The organism is Thalassospira sp. (genome assembly GCF_040218635.1).
Taxonomy (GTDB): Bacteria; Pseudomonadota; Alphaproteobacteria; order Rhodospirillales; family Thalassospiraceae; genus Thalassospira.
In genome coordinates this window covers 785,174-804,787 of sequence record NZ_JAVJRB010000012.1, presented here as the reverse complement: position 1 = coordinate 804,787, position 19,614 = coordinate 785,174, and the positions used below count along the sequence as shown (strand labels likewise).

The 19,614-nt window shown below is 51.6% G+C and carries 20 protein-coding genes and 1 tRNA gene; 17 read left to right on the top strand and 4 right to left on the bottom strand.

Features of this window, described 5'->3' with window-relative positions; translation table 11 throughout:
* The first annotated feature begins 15 nt into the window (after nucleotides 1–15).
* The 4 genes from RIC05_RS17690 to RIC05_RS17675 all read left to right on the top strand — a co-directional run bounded on the left by RIC05_RS17690 (nucleotide 16) and on the right by RIC05_RS17675 (nucleotide 2,078).
* The gene (locus RIC05_RS17690) at nucleotides 16–987 is read left to right on the top strand and encodes a beta-ketoacyl-ACP synthase III (RefSeq protein ID WP_350045908.1); all 972 of its coding nucleotides are present in this window, start codon (nucleotides 16–18) and stop codon (nucleotides 985–987) included.
* A 161-nt stretch (nucleotides 988–1,148) separates the two neighbouring features.
* On the top strand, nucleotides 1,149–1,439 hold the full coding sequence (locus RIC05_RS17685) for an integration host factor subunit alpha (RefSeq protein ID WP_033069712.1): 291 nt from the start codon (nucleotides 1,149–1,151) through the stop codon (nucleotides 1,437–1,439).
* A gap of 11 nt (nucleotides 1,440–1,450) precedes the next feature.
* A complete protein-coding gene (locus RIC05_RS17680) occupies nucleotides 1,451–1,933 on the top strand; it encodes a MerR family transcriptional regulator (protein ID WP_350045907.1) in 483 nt (160 codons plus the stop codon).
* Between the two features lie 68 nt (nucleotides 1,934–2,001).
* A tRNA-Pro gene (locus RIC05_RS17675) sits at nucleotides 2,002–2,078 on the top strand.
* Between the two features lie 38 nt (nucleotides 2,079–2,116).
* Here the strand turns inward: RIC05_RS17675 and RIC05_RS17670 are convergent.
* Both RIC05_RS17670 and RIC05_RS17665 read right to left on the bottom strand, forming a co-directional pair.
* Entirely contained in the window at nucleotides 2,117–2,698 is a 582-nt protein-coding gene (locus tag RIC05_RS17670) for a histidine phosphatase family protein (protein ID WP_350045906.1), read from the bottom strand.
* 107 nt (nucleotides 2,699–2,805) lie between these two features.
* Entirely contained in the window at nucleotides 2,806–3,063 is a 258-nt protein-coding gene (locus RIC05_RS17665) for a hypothetical protein (protein ID WP_350040612.1), read from the bottom strand.
* Nucleotides 3,064–3,153: 90 nt separating this feature from the next.
* Here RIC05_RS17665 and cutA point away from each other — a divergent pair, with 90 nt between their 5' ends.
* The gene (cutA, locus tag RIC05_RS17660) at nucleotides 3,154–3,510 is read left to right on the top strand and encodes a divalent-cation tolerance protein CutA (protein ID WP_350045905.1); all 357 of its coding nucleotides are present in this window, start codon (nucleotides 3,154–3,156) and stop codon (nucleotides 3,508–3,510) included.
* A gap of 63 nt (nucleotides 3,511–3,573) precedes the next feature.
* Nucleotides 3,574–4,137, top strand: a complete 564-nt coding sequence (locus RIC05_RS17655; protein WP_350045904.1) for a septation protein A — start codon at nucleotides 3,574–3,576, stop codon at nucleotides 4,135–4,137.
* Nucleotides 4,138–4,233: 96 nt separating this feature from the next.
* Here the strand turns inward: RIC05_RS17655 and RIC05_RS17650 are convergent, their stop codons facing one another.
* The gene (locus RIC05_RS17650; RefSeq protein ID WP_350045903.1) at nucleotides 4,234–5,433 is read right to left on the bottom strand and encodes a bifunctional 2-C-methyl-D-erythritol 4-phosphate cytidylyltransferase/2-C-methyl-D-erythritol 2,4-cyclodiphosphate synthase; all 1,200 of its coding nucleotides are present in this window, start codon (nucleotides 5,431–5,433) and stop codon (nucleotides 4,234–4,236) included.
* A 120-nt stretch (nucleotides 5,434–5,553) separates the two neighbouring features.
* Here RIC05_RS17650 and RIC05_RS17645 point away from each other — a divergent pair, with 120 nt between their 5' ends.
* The 11 genes from RIC05_RS17645 (at nucleotide 5,554) to RIC05_RS17595 (ending at nucleotide 18,724) form a co-directional block, all read left to right on the top strand.
* Nucleotides 5,554–6,360 (top strand): cytochrome C assembly family protein, encoded by an 807-nt coding sequence (locus RIC05_RS17645; protein ID WP_350045902.1) that lies wholly within the window; start codon nucleotides 5,554–5,556, stop codon nucleotides 6,358–6,360.
* A 266-nt stretch (nucleotides 6,361–6,626) separates the two neighbouring features.
* A complete protein-coding gene (gene dusB, locus RIC05_RS17640; protein WP_350045901.1) occupies nucleotides 6,627–7,637 on the top strand; it encodes a tRNA dihydrouridine synthase DusB in 1,011 nt (336 codons plus the stop codon).
* A gap of 52 nt (nucleotides 7,638–7,689) precedes the next feature.
* The gene (locus RIC05_RS17635; protein ID WP_350040606.1) at nucleotides 7,690–8,835 is read left to right on the top strand and encodes a two-component system sensor histidine kinase NtrB; all 1,146 of its coding nucleotides are present in this window, start codon (nucleotides 7,690–7,692) and stop codon (nucleotides 8,833–8,835) included.
* Nucleotides 8,832–10,280, top strand: coding sequence for a nitrogen regulation protein NR(I) (gene ntrC / locus RIC05_RS17630; protein ID WP_350045900.1), 1,449 nt, complete (start codon nucleotides 8,832–8,834; stop codon nucleotides 10,278–10,280). Before RIC05_RS17635 ends, ntrC begins: the two co-directional genes overlap by 4 nt.
* A complete protein-coding gene (locus RIC05_RS17625; RefSeq protein WP_350040604.1) occupies nucleotides 10,277–12,556 on the top strand; it encodes a sensor histidine kinase NtrY-like in 2,280 nt (759 codons plus the stop codon). Before ntrC ends, RIC05_RS17625 begins: the two co-directional genes overlap by 4 nt.
* A 48-nt stretch (nucleotides 12,557–12,604) precedes the next feature.
* Nucleotides 12,605–13,981 (top strand): nitrogen assimilation response regulator NtrX, encoded by a 1,377-nt coding sequence (gene ntrX / locus RIC05_RS17620; protein ID WP_350040603.1) that lies wholly within the window; start codon nucleotides 12,605–12,607, stop codon nucleotides 13,979–13,981.
* 42 nt (nucleotides 13,982–14,023) lie between these two features.
* Nucleotides 14,024–15,403, top strand: a complete 1,380-nt coding sequence (gene trkA, locus RIC05_RS17615; protein WP_350040602.1) for a Trk system potassium transporter TrkA — start codon at nucleotides 14,024–14,026, stop codon at nucleotides 15,401–15,403.
* 62 nt (nucleotides 15,404–15,465) lie between these two features.
* Nucleotides 15,466–16,152, top strand: coding sequence for an HAD family hydrolase (locus tag RIC05_RS17610; RefSeq protein WP_350045899.1), 687 nt, complete (start codon nucleotides 15,466–15,468; stop codon nucleotides 16,150–16,152).
* Between the two features lie 120 nt (nucleotides 16,153–16,272).
* Complete coding sequence (hfq, locus tag RIC05_RS17605) at nucleotides 16,273–16,530, top strand: RNA chaperone Hfq (RefSeq protein WP_008891082.1); 258 nt, start codon at nucleotides 16,273–16,275, stop codon at nucleotides 16,528–16,530.
* A 7-nt stretch (nucleotides 16,531–16,537) separates the two neighbouring features.
* A complete protein-coding gene (gene hflX / locus RIC05_RS17600; RefSeq protein WP_502989561.1) occupies nucleotides 16,538–17,872 on the top strand; it encodes a GTPase HflX in 1,335 nt (444 codons plus the stop codon).
* A gap of 33 nt (nucleotides 17,873–17,905) precedes the next feature.
* Nucleotides 17,906–18,724, top strand: coding sequence for an inositol monophosphatase family protein (locus tag RIC05_RS17595; protein WP_350046145.1), 819 nt, complete (start codon nucleotides 17,906–17,908; stop codon nucleotides 18,722–18,724).
* A gap of 52 nt (nucleotides 18,725–18,776) precedes the next feature.
* Here the strand turns inward: RIC05_RS17595 and mazG are convergent, their stop codons facing one another.
* A complete protein-coding gene (gene mazG, locus RIC05_RS17590) occupies nucleotides 18,777–19,601 on the bottom strand; it encodes a nucleoside triphosphate pyrophosphohydrolase (RefSeq protein WP_350045897.1) in 825 nt (274 codons plus the stop codon).
* Nucleotides 19,602–19,614 lie beyond the last annotated feature (13 nt).

Sequence of the window (19,614 nt, the reverse complement as noted above, 5' to 3'; positions counted from 1 at the left end):
GGCGGTCCCCAAATCATGACAGTTCGTTCTCGCATTATTGGTTGCGGCTCATATCTTCCTGCAAATGTTGTAACCAATGATGATCTGACCGCGCGCGTTGATACGTCTGATGAATGGATCGTCGCGCGTACCGGCATTCGTCAGCGTCATATTGCTGCCGAAGGTGAAACCACCAGTGACCTTGCATGTGAAGCCGCGAAAAAGGCGATGGAACATGCTGGTGTTAGCGCAGACGACATTGACTTGATCATTGTCGCAACGGCGACACCGGATAATACCTTCCCGGCAACAGCGACCAAGGTTCAGAACCGTCTTGGCGTTAAGGGTTTTGCCTTTGATGTGCAGGCTGTGTGTTCTGGATTTATTTATGGTTTGACAACTGCAGATATGTATATCCGCAATGGTCAGGCCAAAACCGCCTTGGTCATTGGGGCTGAAACATTCTCGCGCATTCTAGATTGGGAAGATCGTCGGACCTGCGTGCTGTTTGGCGATGGTGCAGGGGCAGTTGTTGTCCAAGCTGCAGAAGGCAACGGCACTGTCGAAGATCAAGGCATTCTTGCCAGCCGACTGCATTCGGATGGCAGCAAATATGAACTTCTCTATGTTGATGGCGGCCCGTCGACTACCCAGACCGTTGGTCATCTGCGTATGGAAGGCAAGGAAGTCTTCCGACATGCCGTGACCAATTTGGCAAGCGTGATTCGCGAAGTTCTTGCCGATACCGGGCTTGAGCCAGAAGATATTGATTGGCTTGTGCCGCATCAGGCCAACCGTCGTATCCTTGATAGCACGGCCAAGAAGTTCGGTATTTCGCCGGATAAAGTTGTTGTGACGGTTGATCGTCACGCCAATACATCGGCGGCGTCTATTCCGCTGGCATTGGCCGAGGCCGTTCATGACGGGCGCGTAAAGCGCGGAGATATTGTGATTCTTGAAGCCATGGGCGGCGGATTTACCTGGGGTGCTTCGCTCGTTCGTTGGTAAATTCGGGTGTGTCGAGTTGCCGCCATTGTGCGGAAAAACACACTTAATCCGTAAAAATCACAACATTCCGCCTCAAAGCAGTGTATCCTGTTGATATTGACTGATTTAGCCACCAGATATAGCCTTGTGTATAAAGTCCCGAAATAAGGAGGCGGCCTGTTATGTCGGAAACAACGATTACCCGTGCGGATCTCGCTGAAGCCGTTTACCAAGAAGTAGGTTTGTCGCGGAATGAATCCGCACAGCTACTGGAAACTGTTCTTGATGAAATTTCGACTGCGCTGATCAAAGACGAAGTGGTAAAGATTTCCTCGTTTGGAAGCTTCTCCGTGCGTCAAAAAGGACAGCGCATCGGACGGAACCCGAAAACAGGTGAAGAAGTGCCTATACTTCCGCGTAAGGTGCTCGTCTTCCGACCGTCACAGGTTCTGAAAGCCCGCATTAACGCTTAAGAAAAGAACTCATGAAAACGAACTTGGGGGCTGTGGCGGGAACTTCTCGCCGTACAGCAAAGTCTGACTCTGCTTTTCGCACAATTAGCGAGGCTGCAAAGGAGCTTGGTCTTCAGCAGCACGTGCTAAGGTTCTGGGAATCCAAGTTTCCACAGATCCAGCCATTGAAACGGGCGGGTGGTCGTCGCTACTACCGGCCCGAAGACATCGACTTTCTCGGCGATATCCGTTCATTGCTGCACGATCAGGGTTTCACGATCAAAGGGGTTCAGAAGCTTCTTGATCAGAACAAGGGCAAGTTGCCCTCGGAAATCTCTGTAACAGCACATGAGGGTGAGCAGGGAGCCGCTGCATCGGTCGCAAACACCAGTTCTGCCGATGACGTTAACGGTTCAACCGTTGATAAAGCTGCTTTGCTGAGCGTGTTGGGTGAATTGCAGGAGCTGCAAGGTATCCTTCAGGCGAGCCTGCGGGACGTCAAAAAAAATCCGTAAAAATCATTTGCGTCTTTGGCGTGGCGCCGCTATTTATCGAGCCGCGCCAAAGAGCGCATCTATACGGTCGGAGCGTGGCGCAGCCTGGTAGCGCACCTGCATGGGGTGCAGGGGGTCGGAGGTTCGAATCCTCTCGCTCCGACCAATTATTTCCCTTTTAAAATTCCCAATTCAATTCAACGGTTATTTTGCCATTGGCATGATGCGGCCAAGCGTTTCGACGTTTCCGTTTTCATCAAGTCGGATCAGGATGATTTCACCGGATCTGGGATAGATACCCGTTAACTTTGTGATGTTGACCTGATGGGTGATCAGTAACGCCTTGCTGTCTTCGGGAAGTCCCTTAAGACGTGCAATCAGTTGTTCGTTTTGCTGGTTTTCGGTGCTGCGATCGCGGAAAAATGAATTCAGTACGGGTTCTTCGGTAACGGGCCCAAGTGCAAGCAGCGTTGCTGTTTCCATGCACCGGCACCACTGGCTGCTAAGAACTGTATCAATCGGAATTCCGTGTTGACGTATTTGCTTGCCAGTTTCGCGTGCCTGACGTCGGCCTGTATCATCTAGATTTCTCTGTGTGCTGCAATCATTGATGGTGAAGTTTGACGGGTCACCGGTTCCCGGAGCCGTTGCATGGCGCATCAAGGCGTGCACGCCAATCTGCTTCCAAATAGCCCATGGATCTTCGTCCGATGCCAAGGTATCCGATGGTGCCGCCATGCAAACAACGGCAATCGCAGCAATGGTGTTTCGCATCAATTTGAACATGGTCAAACACAGTTCGTGGTAACAGACACAATGTTTGATACCCGGGAAACTGCCGACTGGATCAATTTGGGATGATGCGTTTGTTCTTTTGGCGTAAACGCAAAAAGTTAAGAGCCTTTTTTGGAAAGGTCGGTCACAACAAGACGGCCTTCATCGGTTAGCTTGCAAATCAGCCAGTCGGGTTTGACCGGATTGTCAAACCACGGGGCCGCCCAGCCGTGATCAATACAGCTTCTGACCGTTTTTTCGCTGATTTGTTTGCCATTGCCGTCAAATAGCGGCAATTTCCCACCCGGCTGGCTTAGGCCACGTTGTAGCCATTCAAGCTGGACATCTGTGGGTTTCGAATGTTTTTTCCCCGTCATCGGTACTCCTCGCACCGTTATGGTATGATTGGCATCATAAACACTGGATGGGGAACAGTGTGACGGATAATCAATCATGGAGCAATCGCAATGACACCCGATGCGTTTCACGCCAGCCAAATGTCGTTTTTGTATGTCACTGTTCCAGATATGGAAACTGCACGTGTGATCGCAGCTGGTGCAATTCGTGAAAAGCTTGCAGCATGCGCAAATGTCTTGCCGCAGATGACTGCGATTTATGAATGGGACGGAGATGTTGAAGAAGAAAACGAGTTGATCGTCATTCTTAAAACATCACAGGCAACCGCCCCGGCATTGGCCCAATGGGTTGAGCAACATCATCCTTATGAAGTGCCCTGTGTCCTTGAAATCCCGTTGGGACGGGGCAATCACGATTATGTTTCATGGCTGCAAAAGCAATTGGGATCAAAATCACGGCTGATGTGATTGCATCAACGCGGCTTGCCCCCTAGGATGGCGCAAATTTAATCCAGTGGATAAAGAGATTTCATGAACCAGCTTACCAAAATGGCCTTGGAGATGGGGCCGTTGATCCTGTTCTTTGCGGCCAATGCTACGACCAACCTTATGACTGCAACGGCCGTCTTTGTTGCGGCAACGGTCATTGCGTTGACTACGTCATACATGATTGCGCGGACCATTCCGGTTATGCCGTTGATTGGTGGCGTGTTTGTCATCGTGTTTGGCGGTTTGACGCTTTATCTTGATGATGAGCTTTTCATCAAAATCAAGCCGACGATTGTCAATTTGCTGTTTGCAGCAATCCTGTTTGGCGGTTTGATGGCGCGAAAGCTGTTTCTCAAGCTCGTTCTGGAAAGCGCCTTTAAGGCGACCGATGAAGGTTGGCGCATTTTGACCTGGCGCTGGGCGTTCTTCTTTGTCTTCCTTGCCATCGTCAATGAGATTGTCTGGCGTAACTTCCCGACCGATACATGGGTCGCATTCAAGGTATGGGGCATAATGCCCATTACCATGGTGTTTGGTATGGCGCAGGTGCCCGTCTTGATGAAGCACCAATTGCCAGAAGAAGAGGGCGGATCACCCGCTTCTTAAGATTTTGGCACAATCGATCATGATGAAATGCACAAGGGCAGGATGATATCCTGCCCTTTGTTTTAACCGCACGCTTGGAAAGCCCAGAAAGCTTGACTAGCTGATCGGCAAAGCCACACTGACAGCAGCCTGCGCCGCAATGCCTTCTTCGCGTCCGGTAAAGCCCAAACGTTCGGTAGTGGTGGCTTTGACATTCACCCGATCGACTTCAATCTCAAGAATCTCGGCGACTTTTGTGCGCATCGCTTGTGTATGCGGGCCGATTTTGGGGTATTCACAAATCAGGGTGATATCCGCATTCACGATCCGGCCCCCACGTTTGCGCACCAGATCAACAGCATGCTTCAGGAAGATATCAGAGGACGCACCTTTCCACTGCATGTCACTTGGCGGGAAATGCTGACCAATGTCACCCGCGCCAATGGCGCCCAGAATGGCATCGGTTAGGGTGTGAAGGCCGACATCGGCATCGGAATGCCCGTCAAGTCGGGCAGTGTGGGGCACCTTGATGCCACAAAGAATACAATGATCGCCGGGGGCAAAGCGGTGAACGTCAAAGCCTGTTCCGGCACGGTATTCTTCTTGCTGCATCTGGTAAACTTCCTTGTTCGTGCTTTTAACCCAATCTTGCGCACGGTCGAAATCGTCGCGTCGGGTGATTTTATCGTTATTTACCGTGCCTTCGACACACACCACGTCAATGCCCAGCATTTCAAGCAAGGCGGCATCATCGGTAAGTTCCTGACCTTCGAACTTCTGATGAGCTTCAAGGATGGTTGTAAAATTAAAACCCTGTGGGGTTTGGGCCCGGTGCAGGCTTTCGCGCGGGATGGTGCGTGAAATGACATTTCCCTGATCGGTTTGTTTTATGGTGTCGGCAACGGGCAGAGTCGGGATGGCGCCACGATGTGTTTCAAGTGCACTGATAACCCGTTCAATGACATCGTCAGATATCCCGGGACGTGCGGCATCATGAATCAGGACAATATCGGGATGGTGCAGGGCAAGGCCACGCAAACCATTAAGCACAGATTGCTGTCGGGTTTCACCGCCGGCAATCGCGGCCGGCAGATCCGACGCCTGGGAAAGGTCGCAAATGGCTTTGTCGTACAAATCCAGATGTGCTGGATTATAGACCACCTGAACAAGGTCGGGTGATGTGTGCCGGGCAAAGCATTCAATGCAACGCGCAAGCAGGCTTTTACCGCCAAGCACGTGATATTGTTTTGGTGTTGGGTCGCCAAATCTGCTACCGCTGCCTGCAGCAACGATGACAACCCCGATTTTTTTGGTCATAAACATGATGCCATGGCTTGTCTGAATTGCGCCGCAGGCTATCTTTCTGCGAAGACTTTGCCAAGTCGGCATTTGGAATATCAGGTCTTTGTGGCCTGAAATACGGAAACGGACCATCGCATGATTGCTGCATATATACACATACTGGCGTTGTTGCCGCTTACGGCGCAGATCATGCGCGAAGAGCCAAAGCGTGATGTGTGGCTATATGGATCAATTTGTCTGGCGGCAGTCGGAACGATGGTGTTGCTTGGCCTGACGGGCGAAGAAGTTCAGTCGCGCGGATTTTCTGCCGCCCTTCACTGGTCAGAACTTACCGTGATCCTGATCTTTGGTGGCTTGGTGATCTGCAAGGGGCCGCATCAGGTTTGGCGACTTGCCGGTTACATTGGCGGATATCTGTTGCTGTTTGCGGTGCTGGCCGGCGTTTTTCGCGTGTTTGGCAACCAGACACCGCCGACAGTTGAAGGACCAGCTCTGTATTCAGGTTGGCTGTGGGCACATATCGGCAGCTCATTGATCACTTATGCGCTTGTGACGCTCGCGGCAATTGCGGCGATGGCCTATGTCGTGCAGGAACATGCGCTTAAACATCGCAAACCGACCCGTTGGAGCCGCCGTCTGCCGCCGTTACGCGACAGTGAATACATGCTGGTCGGTTTTTTGAAATGGTCCGCATGGGTTCTGACCATCGGCATTGTTTCGGGATTTGCACTTCGTTATGTCGAAGGCAGCAGTCTTTGGGAAATTGACCATAAGATGCTGTTGACCCTATTGGGTTTTGCAACCATCTGCACCCTGATTTTCATTCATGAGAAATCAACACTACGTGGCCGCATGGCGGTGCGATTTGTCCTTGGGGCTTGGTTGCTTCTGACCTTGGCCTTTCCCGGCGTTCGTTTGGTCAGCGGGTATCTGATCGGGTAACCGGCGGATTGGCAGCGTTCATTTTGCCAGAAAAGTGCGCAAACACCTGATCGATGGAATACATGATGCATAATTGATGGTCAGTGTGCGCTGCGGTATCCCGCCAATATGCAGAATGATCACACGCATCATAGTCAAATTTCAGCATATTCAAGGTCTTTCGCCGGGTTGAGTACCACGATATTTTCATCAATACGCTTAGAGTTGTTGCAACTCGTTGCCAGTTTTATTAATCTGCCCAAGTTTTAGGCAATCGGAAATACTTCATGTCATTGCAGATTGGTTCTGTGCATGTGCCAGAAAATGTCATTCTGGCACCTATGTCAGGTGTGACTGACCTTCCATTTCGGCAACAAGTCCGCCAGTTTGGTGGGCATCTTGTCGTGTCTGAAATGATTGCGTCAGATGCCATGACCCGCATCCAGCAGCATAGTAAAGAAGTGCGCAAGATGCATGGCGATTGCGCAGCCGAAAGCCCGCTTTCCGTTCAGCTTGCCGGGACTGAGCCAGAAGAAATGGCCGAAGCGGCAAAAATGAACGAAGCCCGTGGGGCCATGATCATTGATATCAATATGGGCTGCCCGGCCAAAAAGGTTACAAAAGGCTATGCTGGCTCGGCATTGATGCGCGACGAAAAGCTTGCCGCGGATATCATCAAAGCCACCGTTGATGCGGTATCGGTACCGGTTACCCTTAAAATGCGTCTTGGCTGGGACGATGATAACCGCAATGCGCCGACATTGGCCAAGATCGCAGAAGATCTGGGTATCGCGATGCTGACCATTCATGGCCGCACGCGCTGCCAGTTTTACAAAGGCGATGCCGACTGGGATGCCATTTCTTTGGTTAAAAACGCGGTTTCAATCCCGGTTATTGGCAATGGTGATGTCACCAGCGAAGAAGATGCGCAGGACTTGCTGCAACGTTCAGGCTCGGACGGTGTCATGGTTGGCCGTGGTGCTTATGGAAAACCTTGGTTTCTGACGCAGGTATCGCACTTCCTTAAAACAGGCGAAAAACTGCCTGCACCGTCACTTGCCATTCAGTTGGAAACGATCTTGCGCCACTATGATGCAATGATTGAGCATCATGGCCGACAGGGTGTGCGCATCGCGCGGAAACACCTTGCGTGGTATTGCAACAGCTTACGCAACGCGACAGAATTTCGACGTGTTATCAACGTTTTGGATGACCCGTCAGCGGTCAAAGACCAAATTCGGTCCTTCTACGAACCGTTGGTCGAACACGAAATCAAATTTGATCAGAAAGCTGCCTGATCGTTTTATAACAATAAAATGGCGATTGAAAAAATCGTTGGGGAAGAATTGAATGAGACTGGGATTTGGAAAAGGCAACGGGGTTGATCCAACCGGTGTGCTTAACGCGATTGCAAGTGCAGTCGTCGTTGCCAATCGGGATGGGAAAATCCGGTTCGTCAATCAGGCGACCGAACAGCTGTTCAATACGAGTGCCAGCGTTCTGTGTCGCAGCGACCTGACGGATTTTATTCCGGCTGACAGCCCTGTATTTTCCTTAATCAGGCAGGCAATTGATGAAGCAACACTTGTTGCGGATCATAATCTGCTGATCGAAAGCCCCAAGATTGGCAAGCATACGGTCAATTTGACAGTTGGTTCGATGCCAGATGAAACCGATTGTGCCGTTCTGACATTTGAGCCGCGTTCGATCGCCCAGAAAATCGATAATCAGCTTCTGAGCCGTAATTCTGCACGTTCTGTAAGTGCAATGGCCGCGATCCTTGCCCATGAGATCAAAAACCCTCTGTCGGGTATCCGTGGTGCTGCGCAATTGCTTGAGCAAACCAGTAACGAAGATGACCGGGTCCTCACGCGTCTGATTTGCGATGAAGCGGATCGGATTGTCGAGCTTGTTGACCGGATGGAGATTTTCTCGGACAAGCCGTTGGAACGTGGTGCGGTGAACATTCACACCGTGCTTGAGCATGTCCGGCGTTTGGCTGAAAACGGCTTTGGTAAGAACCTGGTGTTTGAAGAAATCTATGATCCATCTTTGCCGCCGGTCTTTGGCAATCGGGATCAACTTATTCAGGTCTTCCTCAATCTGGTGAAGAATGCGGGCGAGGCGGTTGATCCGAAAGATGGAAAAATCATTATTTCCACCCGGTATCAACATGGTGTCCGTTTGGCAGTTGCTGGGCGCGATGCGCGTGTGCATTTGCCGCTTGTTGTTTCTGTTTCTGACAATGGTCCGGGTATTTCACAAGATATGCGTGAAAGCCTGTTTGATCCGTTTGTCACGACCAAGCCGACCGGGTCGGGCCTTGGTCTGGCACTGGTGGCCAAGATCATTAATGACCATGGTGGTGTGATTGAAGTGAAAGATGTACCGGGGGGCGGTGCAGAATTTCAGATCATGCTGCCGATTTACAATCGTGCGCTGGCCGAGGGGGCGAGCGAACCCATAATAATCAATAACAGGGAAGAAACCGCATGAGCACGCGCCCTGCCAGAATTCTGGTCGCCGACGATGACCGTGCAATCCGCACGGTATTGACGCAGGCTTTGTCGCGCCAAGGACACGAGGTCCGTAGTACGGGCCATGGTCGTACACTTTGGGACTGGATCGCCGACGGGGACGGTGATCTGGTTATTACCGATGTCATGATGCCGGACGAGAACGGTCTTGATATGGTGCCGCGTATTCGTAAATTGCGCCCCGACCTTCGCGTGATTGTCATGAGTGCGCAAAACACCCTGATGACTGCGGTTAAAGCCGCACAGCGCGGTGCGTTCGAGTATCTGCCAAAGCCTTTTGACCTTAATGAGTTAATGGGTATTGTTGATCGTGCACTTGAAACACCACAGGAAAGTCAGGTCGGAAAAGCTGCCGATGAAGAGGGTGATGATCGCCTGCCTTTGATAGGCCGTTCGGCTGCGATGCAGGAAATCTACCGCGCGCTGGCACGTCTGATGAACACGGACCTTACCGTGATGGTCACAGGTGAAAGTGGAACGGGTAAAGAACTGGTCGCACGCGCATTGCACGAATATGGCGGGCGCCGTCATGGGCCGTTTGTTGCGATCAATATGGCCGCAATCCCGCGTGAACTGATCGAAAGCGAGCTGTTCGGCCACGAAAAAGGTGCCTTTACCGGTGCGAATGAACGCAAAGTCGGCCGGTTTGAACAGGCAGAAGGCGGAACACTTTTCCTTGATGAAATTGGCGATATGCCGCTTGAAGCGCAGACCCGTTTGTTACGTGTTTTGCAGGAAGGTGAATATACCCGTGTTGGTGGTCGCACACCCATCCGGGTGAATGTCCGCATTGTGGCGGCAACGCACCGCGATTTACGCAAACTCATCCGCGAAGGTACGTTCCGCGAAGATTTGTTCTATCGTCTGAATGTTGTTCCGATCCGTTTGCCGTCACTGCGCGAACGTCTGGAAGATATTCCGGAACTGGTGAACCATTTCCTGATGCTGGCCAGCCAGGAAGGGCTTCCGCGTAAGAACCTGTCATCAGAAGCAATGGCACGCCTTAAGGCGCACCGTTGGCCGGGCAATATCCGTGAACTTGAAAATATGGTGCGCCGTCTGACAGCGCTTTACTCGCATGACGTCATTGGCGTTGATGTGATCGAAACCGAGTTTTCCGAGAACAACATCAACGAAGCAGCACCAAGTGCGGAGCCGCAATCCTTGTCAGAATCGATTGAACGTCATGTACGTGAGTATTTTGACGCCCATGAAGAAGATTTGCCGTCCAATGGGCTGTATGACCGTATCCTGCGTGAAATGGAACGTCCGCTTTTGAATGTGACACTTGAAGCAACGCGGGGAAATCAGGTCAAGGCAGCAGAAGTTCTGGGCCTGAACCGGAATACCCTGCGCAAGAAAATCCGTGATCTTGGGCTTGAAGTCGTCAGGGGCACAAAATGAATAATACCGACCGTTCGATCTCCAACCGTTTCTTGCGGTCGGGCTTTGTACGGTTTGTGGCAAGGTTGGGTCAATCGCGTCGTTTCGCGTTTGGCTTGGTCGCAGCAGCCCTGATATCGGTCACGGCAACCTATCTTGCGATGACCGGGACGGCACCGTTTCGTCCTGATCCACGCTTGATTTTGCTGTTGCTGAATGCCGATCTTGTGCTGGTGTTGCTGCTGGCCACACTGGTTGCGCGTAAGCTTGTTCAAATCTGGGTCGAACGCCGACGCGGGGTTGCCGGGGCAAAGCTCCACACCCGTATGGTTTTGATGTTTTCACTGGTTGCGGTGACGCCGGCCATCTTCGTTGCAGTATTCTCGGCGTTGTTCCTGCATTTTGGTATTCAGGGCTGGTTTAGTGACCGCATCAGAACAGCAGTTGAAGAAAGTATGGTCATTGCTGATGCTTATTTGAAAGAGCATCAGGAACTGATCCGCGCAGACGTTCTTGCGACCACAAGTGACTTGCAAAGATTTGGGGTCAATTTTTCGACCAGTACGGATCGCATCTCAGATCTTCTGACTGATCAGGCTCTTGCCCGCGGGTTGCCGGAAGTCATGATGATCGACGGTTCAGGGCAGGTCATAGCGCAGTCCGAATACAGTTTTTCCTATATGACGGATCAGTCTTCTATCCCGCCGGAAGTCTTTGACGAGGCGCGCGAAAAAGATGTGGTTCTCATGATCGGCTCTGCCGATAACCGCATTCGCGCATTGGCCAAGATCCCGACCTTCATCAACGCATTTTTGCTGGTGGGGCGCTTTGTTGACCCCAACGTTCTTGACCGTATTGATAAGGCCAGGCGTGCTGTTGACGCCTATGAAAGCCTTGAAGGGGAACGTTCAGGGATCGTGATTACGTTTGTCATGATCTTTGTTCTGATCTCTGTGGTGTTGTTGCTGGCAGCAGTAACGATGGGTCTTATGGTGGCAACACGTTTGGTACAGCCCGTGTCGCAATTGATCACGGGTGCCGAACGTGTCAGGGACGGTGATCTGTCGTTCCGTGTGCCGCTGGACGGGCAGGGCGATGAGCTTGAAGCCCTGAGCCGTGCCTTTAACCGGATGACCGCACAGCTTGAAACACAGCACAATGAATTGATTGCGGCCAACCGTCTGAATGATGAACGGCGGCGCTTCACCGAAGCTATTCTTGGCGGGGTTACAGCGGGCGTGATTGGTCTTGATCCTGATCGTAAGATTGATCTGCCAAACCGAAGTGCGTCTGACCTTTTGGCGGTTGATCTTGAAAACCATATCGGCCAGAAACTGACGGACGTCATTCCCGAATTCGCCACACTGTTCGAAGATTTTGGCCGGGATGGAGACCGCAGTAAGCCGCGACAAGTCGAAATTCGCCGTGAAGGTGTGAATGTGACTCTATTGGCCCGCGTGACCGCAGAATGGGCTGATGATGGCACTGTGTTTGGCTATGTCGTGACATTTGATGATGTGACGGAACTGCAAACGGCGCAGCGCATGGCGGCATGGGCCGATGTTGCGCGACGTATTGCCCATGAAATCAAAAACCCGCTGACACCTATTCAACTGTCAGCCGAACGCCTTAAGCGCCGTTTCCTCAAACAAATTAATGACGACGATGAGGAAGTCTTCAAAACCTGCACCGACACCATTATCCGGCAGGTATCCGATATCGGTCGGATGGTGGATGAGTTTTCAAGTTTTGCACGCATGCCGTCTCCGAAAATGCGGTCGGAAAACATCAGTGATCTGGTGAAAAGTGCGGTTTTCTTGCAAAAACAGGCGCATAGCAACATCACCTATGACTTTGACCAGACCGGAATTGAGGAAATGCAAATTTCCTGCGATGCCCATCAGGTAAACCAGTGTCTGATCAACACCCTTAAAAATGCTGCCGAAGCAATCGAGGCCCGCGATAAACCAGAAGATGGTGAATTGCCCCGCGGGAAGATCGAAGTTTCAATTACGGTGTCACCAAACAATCAACATCTGTTTGTCGCGGTGTCTGACAACGGAAAAGGGCTTCCGGCCGAGCATCGCGAACGCTTGACAGAGCCTTATATCACCACACGTTCTAAGGGCACCGGTCTTGGTCTGGCGATCGTTAAGAAAATCATGGAAGACCATGGAGGAGAGCTGATACTCTCTGACGGCGTTGAAAGCGGGGCGACGATTACGTTATCGTTCCCGCAGGTGGTTGAAGCCGATCTTGAAGGCAAATCGCCGGACGTATATTCCTCAGGCAATTAGTTCAATTGTCGAAATCGTAACAAGAACAAAGATTGATTTGGTCACGACATGGCGCACGACATTCTGATTGTCGACGACGAAAAAGACATCCGAGCGTTGATTTCCGGTATTCTGGAAGACGAAGGCTACACAACCCGGCAGGCCGGATCGAGCCAGGAAGCTCTGTCCGAGGTTTCTGCACGTCGGCCAAGCCTTGTGGTTCTTGATATCTGGATGGATGAAAGCGACCATGACGGCATTGAAACGCTTAAGCTGATCAAACGCGAGCATAGCGAAGTGCCTGTGGTCATGATTTCCGGTCACGGTAACATCGAAACCGCACTCGAAGCATCGCGGATCGGTGCCTATGACTTCATTGAAAAGCCGTTCAATACCGACCGGTTGTTGATGGTTGTTGAACGTGCGATTGACGATGCCCGACTGCGCCGTGAAAACCGTGAGCTGACGTTGCTTACCGGGGGCGATACCGAACTTGTCGGCAAGTCATCGCTGGTGAATAATCTTCGCCAGTCCGCAGAACGTGTTGCCCGTACCGGAAGCCGGGTTTTGATCCACGGACCAGCTGGATCGGGAAAAGAAGTGGTCGCGCGGCTTATTCACAGGAAATCAGCCCGATCAGAAGCACCGTTTGTTGTGCTGAATTGCGCGAATATTTCGCCAGAAACCATGGAAGAATCGCTGTTCGGCGCGGTTGCTAATGTTGATCGTGAAGCACGCACAGGTGTGCTGGAGCTGGCTCATGGTGGTACACTTCTGCTTGATGAAGTGGCCGATATGCCATTGGAAACGCAGGGTAAAATTGTTCGCGTCTTGCAAGACCAAACTTTTGAACGGGTTGGCGGGGCAATTCCGGTTAGCGTTGATGTACGTGTTATCGCAACAACGGCGCGTGATCTTGAACAACGTATCGCAGAACAAACCTTCCGGCAGGATTTGTATTACCGGCTAAATGTTGTCCCGCTTGAGGTTCCCTCATTGCAGCAGCGCCGCGATGATATACCTGAATTGGCCGAACGGTTTCTTGAACGCTATGCTGAGGCAACCGGCCTTCCAAAACGAAAGCTTTCACCAGAAGCCATGGCAACATTGCATGCCTATGATTGGCCGGGCAATGTCCGGCAGTTGCGCAATGTCATGGAAAGACTGATGATCATGGCGCCGGATGAAGAGAAAGTTGATCTGATCAGCGGCAAGATGTTGCCGTCAGAACTGTTTTCCGATGTGCCAACGTCGCTAAGCTTTGACAAAACCAGTGAAATCATGGCATTGCCGCTTCGCGAAGCGCGCGAGCTGTTTGAAAAAGAATATCTGCAGACCCAGATTGATCGGTTTGGCGGGAATATTTCCAAGACGGCGACTTTCGTCGGAATGGAACGATCAGCATTGCATCGCAAGCTAAAAAGCCTTGGGGTCAGCGGTCAATAGACCCAAAACCATCACGGACTGTTGTGAACGGGAGTAGATAAGATGAAGGTCATCATTTGCGGCGCAGGGCAGGTGGGGTTCCACATTGCCAAATATCTGGCTGCGGAAAACAATGATGTTACCGTGATCGACCAATCCGAAGAACTGGTGCGCAAGATTTCAGATACGCTTGAAGTCAAAGGCATCATCGGGTTTGGCTCTCACCCCGACATTTTGCAACAGGCCGGTGCCGAAGAAGCCGACATGCTGATTGCGGTGACCTTTGCCGATGAAGTCAACATGACTGCCTGTCAGGTTGCTCATTCGCTGTTTAACGTGCCGACCAAGATTGCCCGTATCCGGAGCCAGACCTATCTGCAGCCGGAATGGGCAAGCCTGTTTGGTCGGGAAAAGCTTCCGATTGATGTGGTGATTTCCCCGGAAATGGAAGTCGCCCGCGCGGTTGCCCGCCGTCTGCAGGCACCCGGTGCGTTTGATATGATCCCGTTTGCCGATGACAAGGTTAAAATCCTTGGCCTGCGCTGCAGCGAAGATTGCCCGGTGATCAATACCCCGCTGCGTCAGCTTCATCAGTTGTTCCCGGATTTGAATATTTCGATCCTTGGCATGATCCGTAACGACAAGCCGGTCTATCCCAAGGGCGATGATCAGATGTTGGCAGGTGATCTGGTCTATCTTGCCGTATCAAGTGATCAGGTCGACCGGGCAATGTCGGCATTCGGTCACGAAGACCCGGAAGCCCGCCGGATCGTCATCTTTGGTGGCGGGAACATTGCCTTGTTCCTTGCCGAAGAAATCAATAAGAACTTCCCCGGTGTCACGACACGACTGGTCGAGGCAGATGCAGAACGCGCACGTTATGTCGCCCAGAAACTGCCGAAGAAAAGTGTGGTTCTGCATGGCGACGTTCTGGACCCGGAATTGCTCGAAGAAGCCAATGTCGGCAATGCCGAAGCCGTTGTGGCGCTTACCAATGATGATGAAACCAATATTCTGTCATCCTTGCTTGCCAAGCGATATGGCTGCCCAAGGGCACTGACCCTGATTAATAAAAGCACCTATAACTCGTTGGTGTCGGAACTTGGCATCGACGTTGTCATCAGCCCGCGCATGACGACAGTATCGACCATTCTGCACCACGTGCGCCGCGGGCGTATCCGTGCGGTTCACAGCCTTTCAGAAGGTTTCGGTGAGGTACTTGAGGCAGAGGCACTTGAAACAGCCCCGATTGTTGGCAAGGCGATTAAAGATATCGCGATGCCAACCAGTGTCGTGTTTGGCGCGATCTTGCGGGATGGCGAGGTGGTTATGCCACGTGCAAACACCGTGATTGAGGCGAATGACCGTATTGTCGTCTTTGCCGGGTCCAATCAGATCAAAAAGGTCGAGAAAATGTTTGCTGTCCGGTTGGAATATTTCTAATCAACAGAGGACGTTAAATATCCTCATACAAATAAAAAGCGCCAAAACAACCGGAAGATTTTATGTCTGATCAATTGCCCCATCCGCCAAAGGCCGTCATTTTCGATTGGGATAATACCCTTGTCGATAGTTGGGGAACCATTCAGGCTGCTTTGAACATGACCTTTGCCGAGTTCGGCAAAGAACCCTGGACACTTGATGAAACCAAGCAGCGCGTGGCGCGTTCGTTGCGCGACAGTTTCCCGGTTTTGTTTGGCGAAGATAAGTGGCACGCAGCCAAAGACAGCTTCTATGCCCATTTCCAGTCCATTCATCTGGAAACACTGACACCACTTGCCGGTGCCTATGATCTTTTATGTGCACTGCGTGACAACGGGACCTATATCGGGGTGGTCAGCAATAAAAACGGTGATTTCTTGCGGAAAGAAGCCGAACATCTTGGTTGGACGGAATTTTTTGGCAAAATTATTGGTGCAACAGATGCTGCCAATGACAAGCCGGCACCCGATCCAGTGCATATGGCTATGGGCGACTCTTCGGCGCCGCAATATGAGAATCTGTGGTTTGTCGGCGATAGCGTGGTTGATATTCAATGTGCGCGCAATGTCGGGGCGACTGCAATTTTGATCGGCAATGAAATTACCGGTCATAGTGACGGGCAGAATTCTGCGACTCTTAGCCCTGATTGGCATTTCGGTGATTGCGAGGCGCTTGTAGGGGTTGTAAAAAGCTTCTCGAAAGTCTTATAGTTCAAACAGGTCACTAAAAATGGGGACGGAACTGTAATAGACCCAAGGTCGACGGTTTCACATTTTCCTTGGCCGCCCGAAACTAAAAAAACGCTCATAAAAGAAGGCTAGGTCTAACCAATGGCGGAAAAATCACAAAATGTTCAGGACGTATTCCTGAATTATTGCCGTAAAAACAAAACGCCGGTTACCGTGTTTCTGGTCAACGGAGTCAAATTGCAGGGCATCATCACCTGGTTTGACAATTTCTCTGTTTTGCTGCGGCGCGATGCTCACACCCAGCTCGTGTACAAACACGCGATTTCGACGGTAATGCCGACGACACCGATTAAACTGTTTGATCCGAGCCAGCCAGCGACGGAAGAAGAAAATAGCTGACGAGTCTCTGACTTCGGGGGGAGGCGATACGCCTGACGCCCCCCGGGTCCTGGTTTTCCATCCGGAACTAAAACGTGCGGACCAGACGGCGTCCTGGCGCGATGCTTCATCACGTTTGGATGAAGCCGTCAGTTTAACTGGCGCGTTAGAATTTGAAGTGGTGGGCGCGGATATCGTGCCCATTGCAAAAGTGCGTCCTTCTACCTTGTTTGGTAAAGGCGTAACGGAACGGCTTGGTCTGCAGATCAAGGCCGAAGAAGCCGATATCGTCATGATCAATGGCCAACTTACCCCGATCCAGCAACGTAATCTGGAGAAAGAGTGGAAGTGCAAGGTTATTGACCGTACCGGTTTGATTCTTGAGATTTTTGCAGACCGTGCGCGGACCCGAGAAGGTCGCTTGCAGGTGCAGCTTGCCTTGCTGAGCTATCAGCGGTCCCGTCTTGTCCGAACATGGACCCACCTTGAACGTCAGCGTGGCGGGCGTGGCTTCCTTGCGGGGCCAGGTGAACGTCAGATCGAGATTGACCGACGTTTGATTGGCGACAAGCTGGCAAAGCTGCGTCGTGAACTTGAAGAAGTCAAACGAACGCGTGAGCTTCATCGCGAAGCACGGCGTCGTGTGCCTTATCCGATTGTGGCTTTGGTTGGTTATACCAACGCCGGGAAATCAACGTTGTTCAATCAGCTAACCCTGTCCGACGTCTTTGCCGAGGACATGCTGTTTGCCACCCTTGATCCGACAATGCGTGGGTTGCTCCTGCCCGGCGGGCGGAAAGTTATCCTGTCTGATACGGTGGGGTTTGTTTCGGATCTGCCACATGACCTTGTCGCGGCCTTCCGGGCGACCCTTGAAGAAGTTCTTGAAGCCGATCTGATTGTTCATGTGCGCGACGCTTCGTCACTCGAAACCGAAGCGCAAAAGCTTGATGTTCTTGAAGTGCTTAAGGCGCTTGGATTGCAAAAGGCCATTGACGGTGAAGAACTGGTCGAGGCGCTGAACAAGATTGATTTGCTTGAAGGTGAAGACCTGCAAGCCATGCTTGAGTCGTCAGCCCGTCATGACAATACCATTGCAATTTCAGCCATGAAGGGCCGAAATTGTGATGCATTGCTTGAGCTGATTGAAGATCGCCTGACCGTAGATATGCCGGTTTTCGAGCTGTGCGTACCTTACTCGGATGGTAAATCCTTGGCCCGTTTGTATGAGCAGGGCGAAGTTTTACAGCGTAACGAAGGACCAGATGGCATTTCAATTCAGGTCCGTGTCGACACCACACGGCTTGGACGTTTTGAAGACTGGTGTGCTAAATCCGGGCTTGAGATACAGCTGATATCGTAAATACACATACCCAATGGGAGACGAAGCGTGGCGATGAAAGTCGATATAGACAAGGTTACCGGAATTATCCGGGAGGTCTCGGCTGAAGAAATCGCCCCGCGCTTCGGTCAGCTTGATGAAGCAGATATCGACATCAAAACCCATGCGCTTGATCTGGTAACGATTGCCGATACCGAAGCAGAACGTGTTCTGACCAAACGATTGACCGATCTTCTGCCCGGCAGTCGTGCGCTTGGTGAAGAAGCAGCCCATGCTGATCCGGCGCTTCAGGATCGTATCTTTGCCGGGGATGACCCGTTCTGGATTATTGATCCGGTTGATGGGACAAAGAATTTTGCCCATCACCGCCAACCATTTCGCTGCATGGTCGGTCTGTATTCCGGCGGTGAAACTGTTGCTGCGTGGATTGTTGATCCGATTGAAGGATCGGCTACCGTGGCCGAAAAAGGGGCAGGTACCCGTTATCAGGACAAGAAGGTTTCCGTTCGATCAAACATCACCAAGGCAAGTGATGCCAAAGGGTTCCTGATTTCCTATGCCCGTGACCGTATCCGCAAGCATTACGGCCACCTCGATTTCTTTGCCGATGTCACGCATTATTCCTGCTGTGGAGCGGAGTATGAAGAACTCGCACGCGGGGCATATGATTTTTGTGCTTACCGTACGCTAAAACCATGGGATCATGCGCCGGGTACTTTGCTTGTCCGTGAGTCGGGTGGCTATGCCCGCTATATCACCACGGATAAAAATAACGAATACAATGCAAATGCGACGGCCCCGGGGCTTTTGTGTGCAAGTTCGGAAGAACTTTGGGCCGAGATCAACGAAATCTTGTTGCCGTTGTTTTCCTAAAGCGCAATAACCTCATCGATACTGGAATTTGTCTGGCGACAGGGCCCCGCGATCAAGCTTGGCCGCGTTCCACCTTTTTTGCCAAGTTCCACAGGTCATCCATTTCTTTCAGATCGGATTGTGCGGCTGTGCGGTTGTCGCGTGCCAGTTCGTCTTCGATGAAATGAAACCGCTTGGTGAATTTGTGGTTGGCACCGCGCAGGGCGACTTCAGGATCGACACCGATCTTGCGGGCAAGGTTCGCCATCACAAACAACATATCCCCCAATTCATCCTGAAGGCGCGCTGGAACGGGATTTTCGGTCATTTCAGCCTTTAGTTCGTCGATTTCTTCGTGAAGTTTGTCAAAGACTTCATCGGTACTCGGCCAATCAAAGCCAACTCGTGCGGCACGTTTGGTCAGTTTTTCTGCGCGCATCAATGCGGGCAGGGCACTTGCAACACCATCAAGTGCGCTGTGGCGTTCATGGCCTTTGGTTTCGGCCTTTTGCGCACGTTCTGCGGCCTTGATCTTTTCCCATGTCTGATTGACGCCATCCGTAGTGGTGGCATCCCCATCGCCAAAAACATGGGGGTGGCGGCTGATCATTTTTGAAACGATGCTGTTGGCGACATCTTCAAACTCGAAATGCCCGGCTTCTTTGGCCATCTGGGCGTGAAAAACAACCTGCAGCAACAGATCGCCTAACTCACCTTGAAGTTCATGCATATCCCCATCGGCAATCGCATCGGCAACTTCATAAGCTTCTTCAATGGTGTAAGGCGCTATGGTGGAAAAGTTCTGTTCCAAATCCCAAGGGCATCCCCCATCCGGATCACGCAGCTTTGCCATGACGTCAAGAAGGTCGTTGATGGCTTTGCTGTTATGCGTGCTCATGGGCGCGGTCCTG

Excerpts from the sequence above, each read along its gene's own strand:
- RIC05_RS17685 (WP_033069712.1), top strand. The coding sequence starts at position 1,149 with ATGTCGGAAACAACGATTACCCGTGCGGATCTCGCTGAAGCCGTTTAC.
- ntrX (WP_350040603.1), top strand. The coding sequence starts at position 12,605 with ATGGCGCACGACATTCTGATTGTCGACGACGAAAAAGACATCCGAGCG.
- RIC05_RS17655 (WP_350045904.1), top strand. The coding sequence starts at position 3,574 with ATGAACCAGCTTACCAAAATGGCCTTGGAGATGGGGCCGTTGATCCTG.
- RIC05_RS17610 (WP_350045899.1), top strand. The coding sequence starts at position 15,466 with ATGTCTGATCAATTGCCCCATCCGCCAAAGGCCGTCATTTTCGATTGG.
- RIC05_RS17645 (WP_350045902.1), top strand. The coding sequence starts at position 5,554 with ATGATTGCTGCATATATACACATACTGGCGTTGTTGCCGCTTACGGCG.
- trkA (WP_350040602.1), top strand. The coding sequence starts at position 14,024 with ATGAAGGTCATCATTTGCGGCGCAGGGCAGGTGGGGTTCCACATTGCC.
- ntrC (WP_350045900.1), top strand. The coding sequence starts at position 8,832 with ATGAGCACGCGCCCTGCCAGAATTCTGGTCGCCGACGATGACCGTGCA.
- RIC05_RS17650 (WP_350045903.1), bottom strand. The coding sequence starts at position 5,433 with ATGACCAAAAAAATCGGGGTTGTCATCGTTGCTGCAGGCAGCGGTAGC.
- cutA (WP_350045905.1), top strand. The coding sequence starts at position 3,154 with ATGACACCCGATGCGTTTCACGCCAGCCAAATGTCGTTTTTGTATGTC.
- dusB (WP_350045901.1), top strand. The coding sequence starts at position 6,627 with ATGTCATTGCAGATTGGTTCTGTGCATGTGCCAGAAAATGTCATTCTG.
- RIC05_RS17680 (WP_350045907.1), top strand. The coding sequence starts at position 1,451 with ATGAAAACGAACTTGGGGGCTGTGGCGGGAACTTCTCGCCGTACAGCA.
- mazG (WP_350045897.1), bottom strand. The coding sequence starts at position 19,601 with ATGAGCACGCATAACAGCAAAGCCATCAACGACCTTCTTGACGTCATG.
- hfq (WP_008891082.1), top strand. The coding sequence starts at position 16,273 with ATGGCGGAAAAATCACAAAATGTTCAGGACGTATTCCTGAATTATTGC.
- RIC05_RS17665 (WP_350040612.1), bottom strand. The coding sequence starts at position 3,063 with ATGACGGGGAAAAAACATTCGAAACCCACAGATGTCCAGCTTGAATGG.
- RIC05_RS17595 (WP_350046145.1), top strand. The coding sequence starts at position 17,906 with ATGAAAGTCGATATAGACAAGGTTACCGGAATTATCCGGGAGGTCTCG.
- RIC05_RS17690 (WP_350045908.1), top strand. The coding sequence starts at position 16 with ATGACAGTTCGTTCTCGCATTATTGGTTGCGGCTCATATCTTCCTGCA.
- RIC05_RS17635 (WP_350040606.1), top strand. The coding sequence starts at position 7,690 with ATGAGACTGGGATTTGGAAAAGGCAACGGGGTTGATCCAACCGGTGTG.
- RIC05_RS17670 (WP_350045906.1), bottom strand. The coding sequence starts at position 2,698 with ATGTTCAAATTGATGCGAAACACCATTGCTGCGATTGCCGTTGTTTGC.
- RIC05_RS17625 (WP_350040604.1), top strand. The coding sequence starts at position 10,277 with ATGAATAATACCGACCGTTCGATCTCCAACCGTTTCTTGCGGTCGGGC.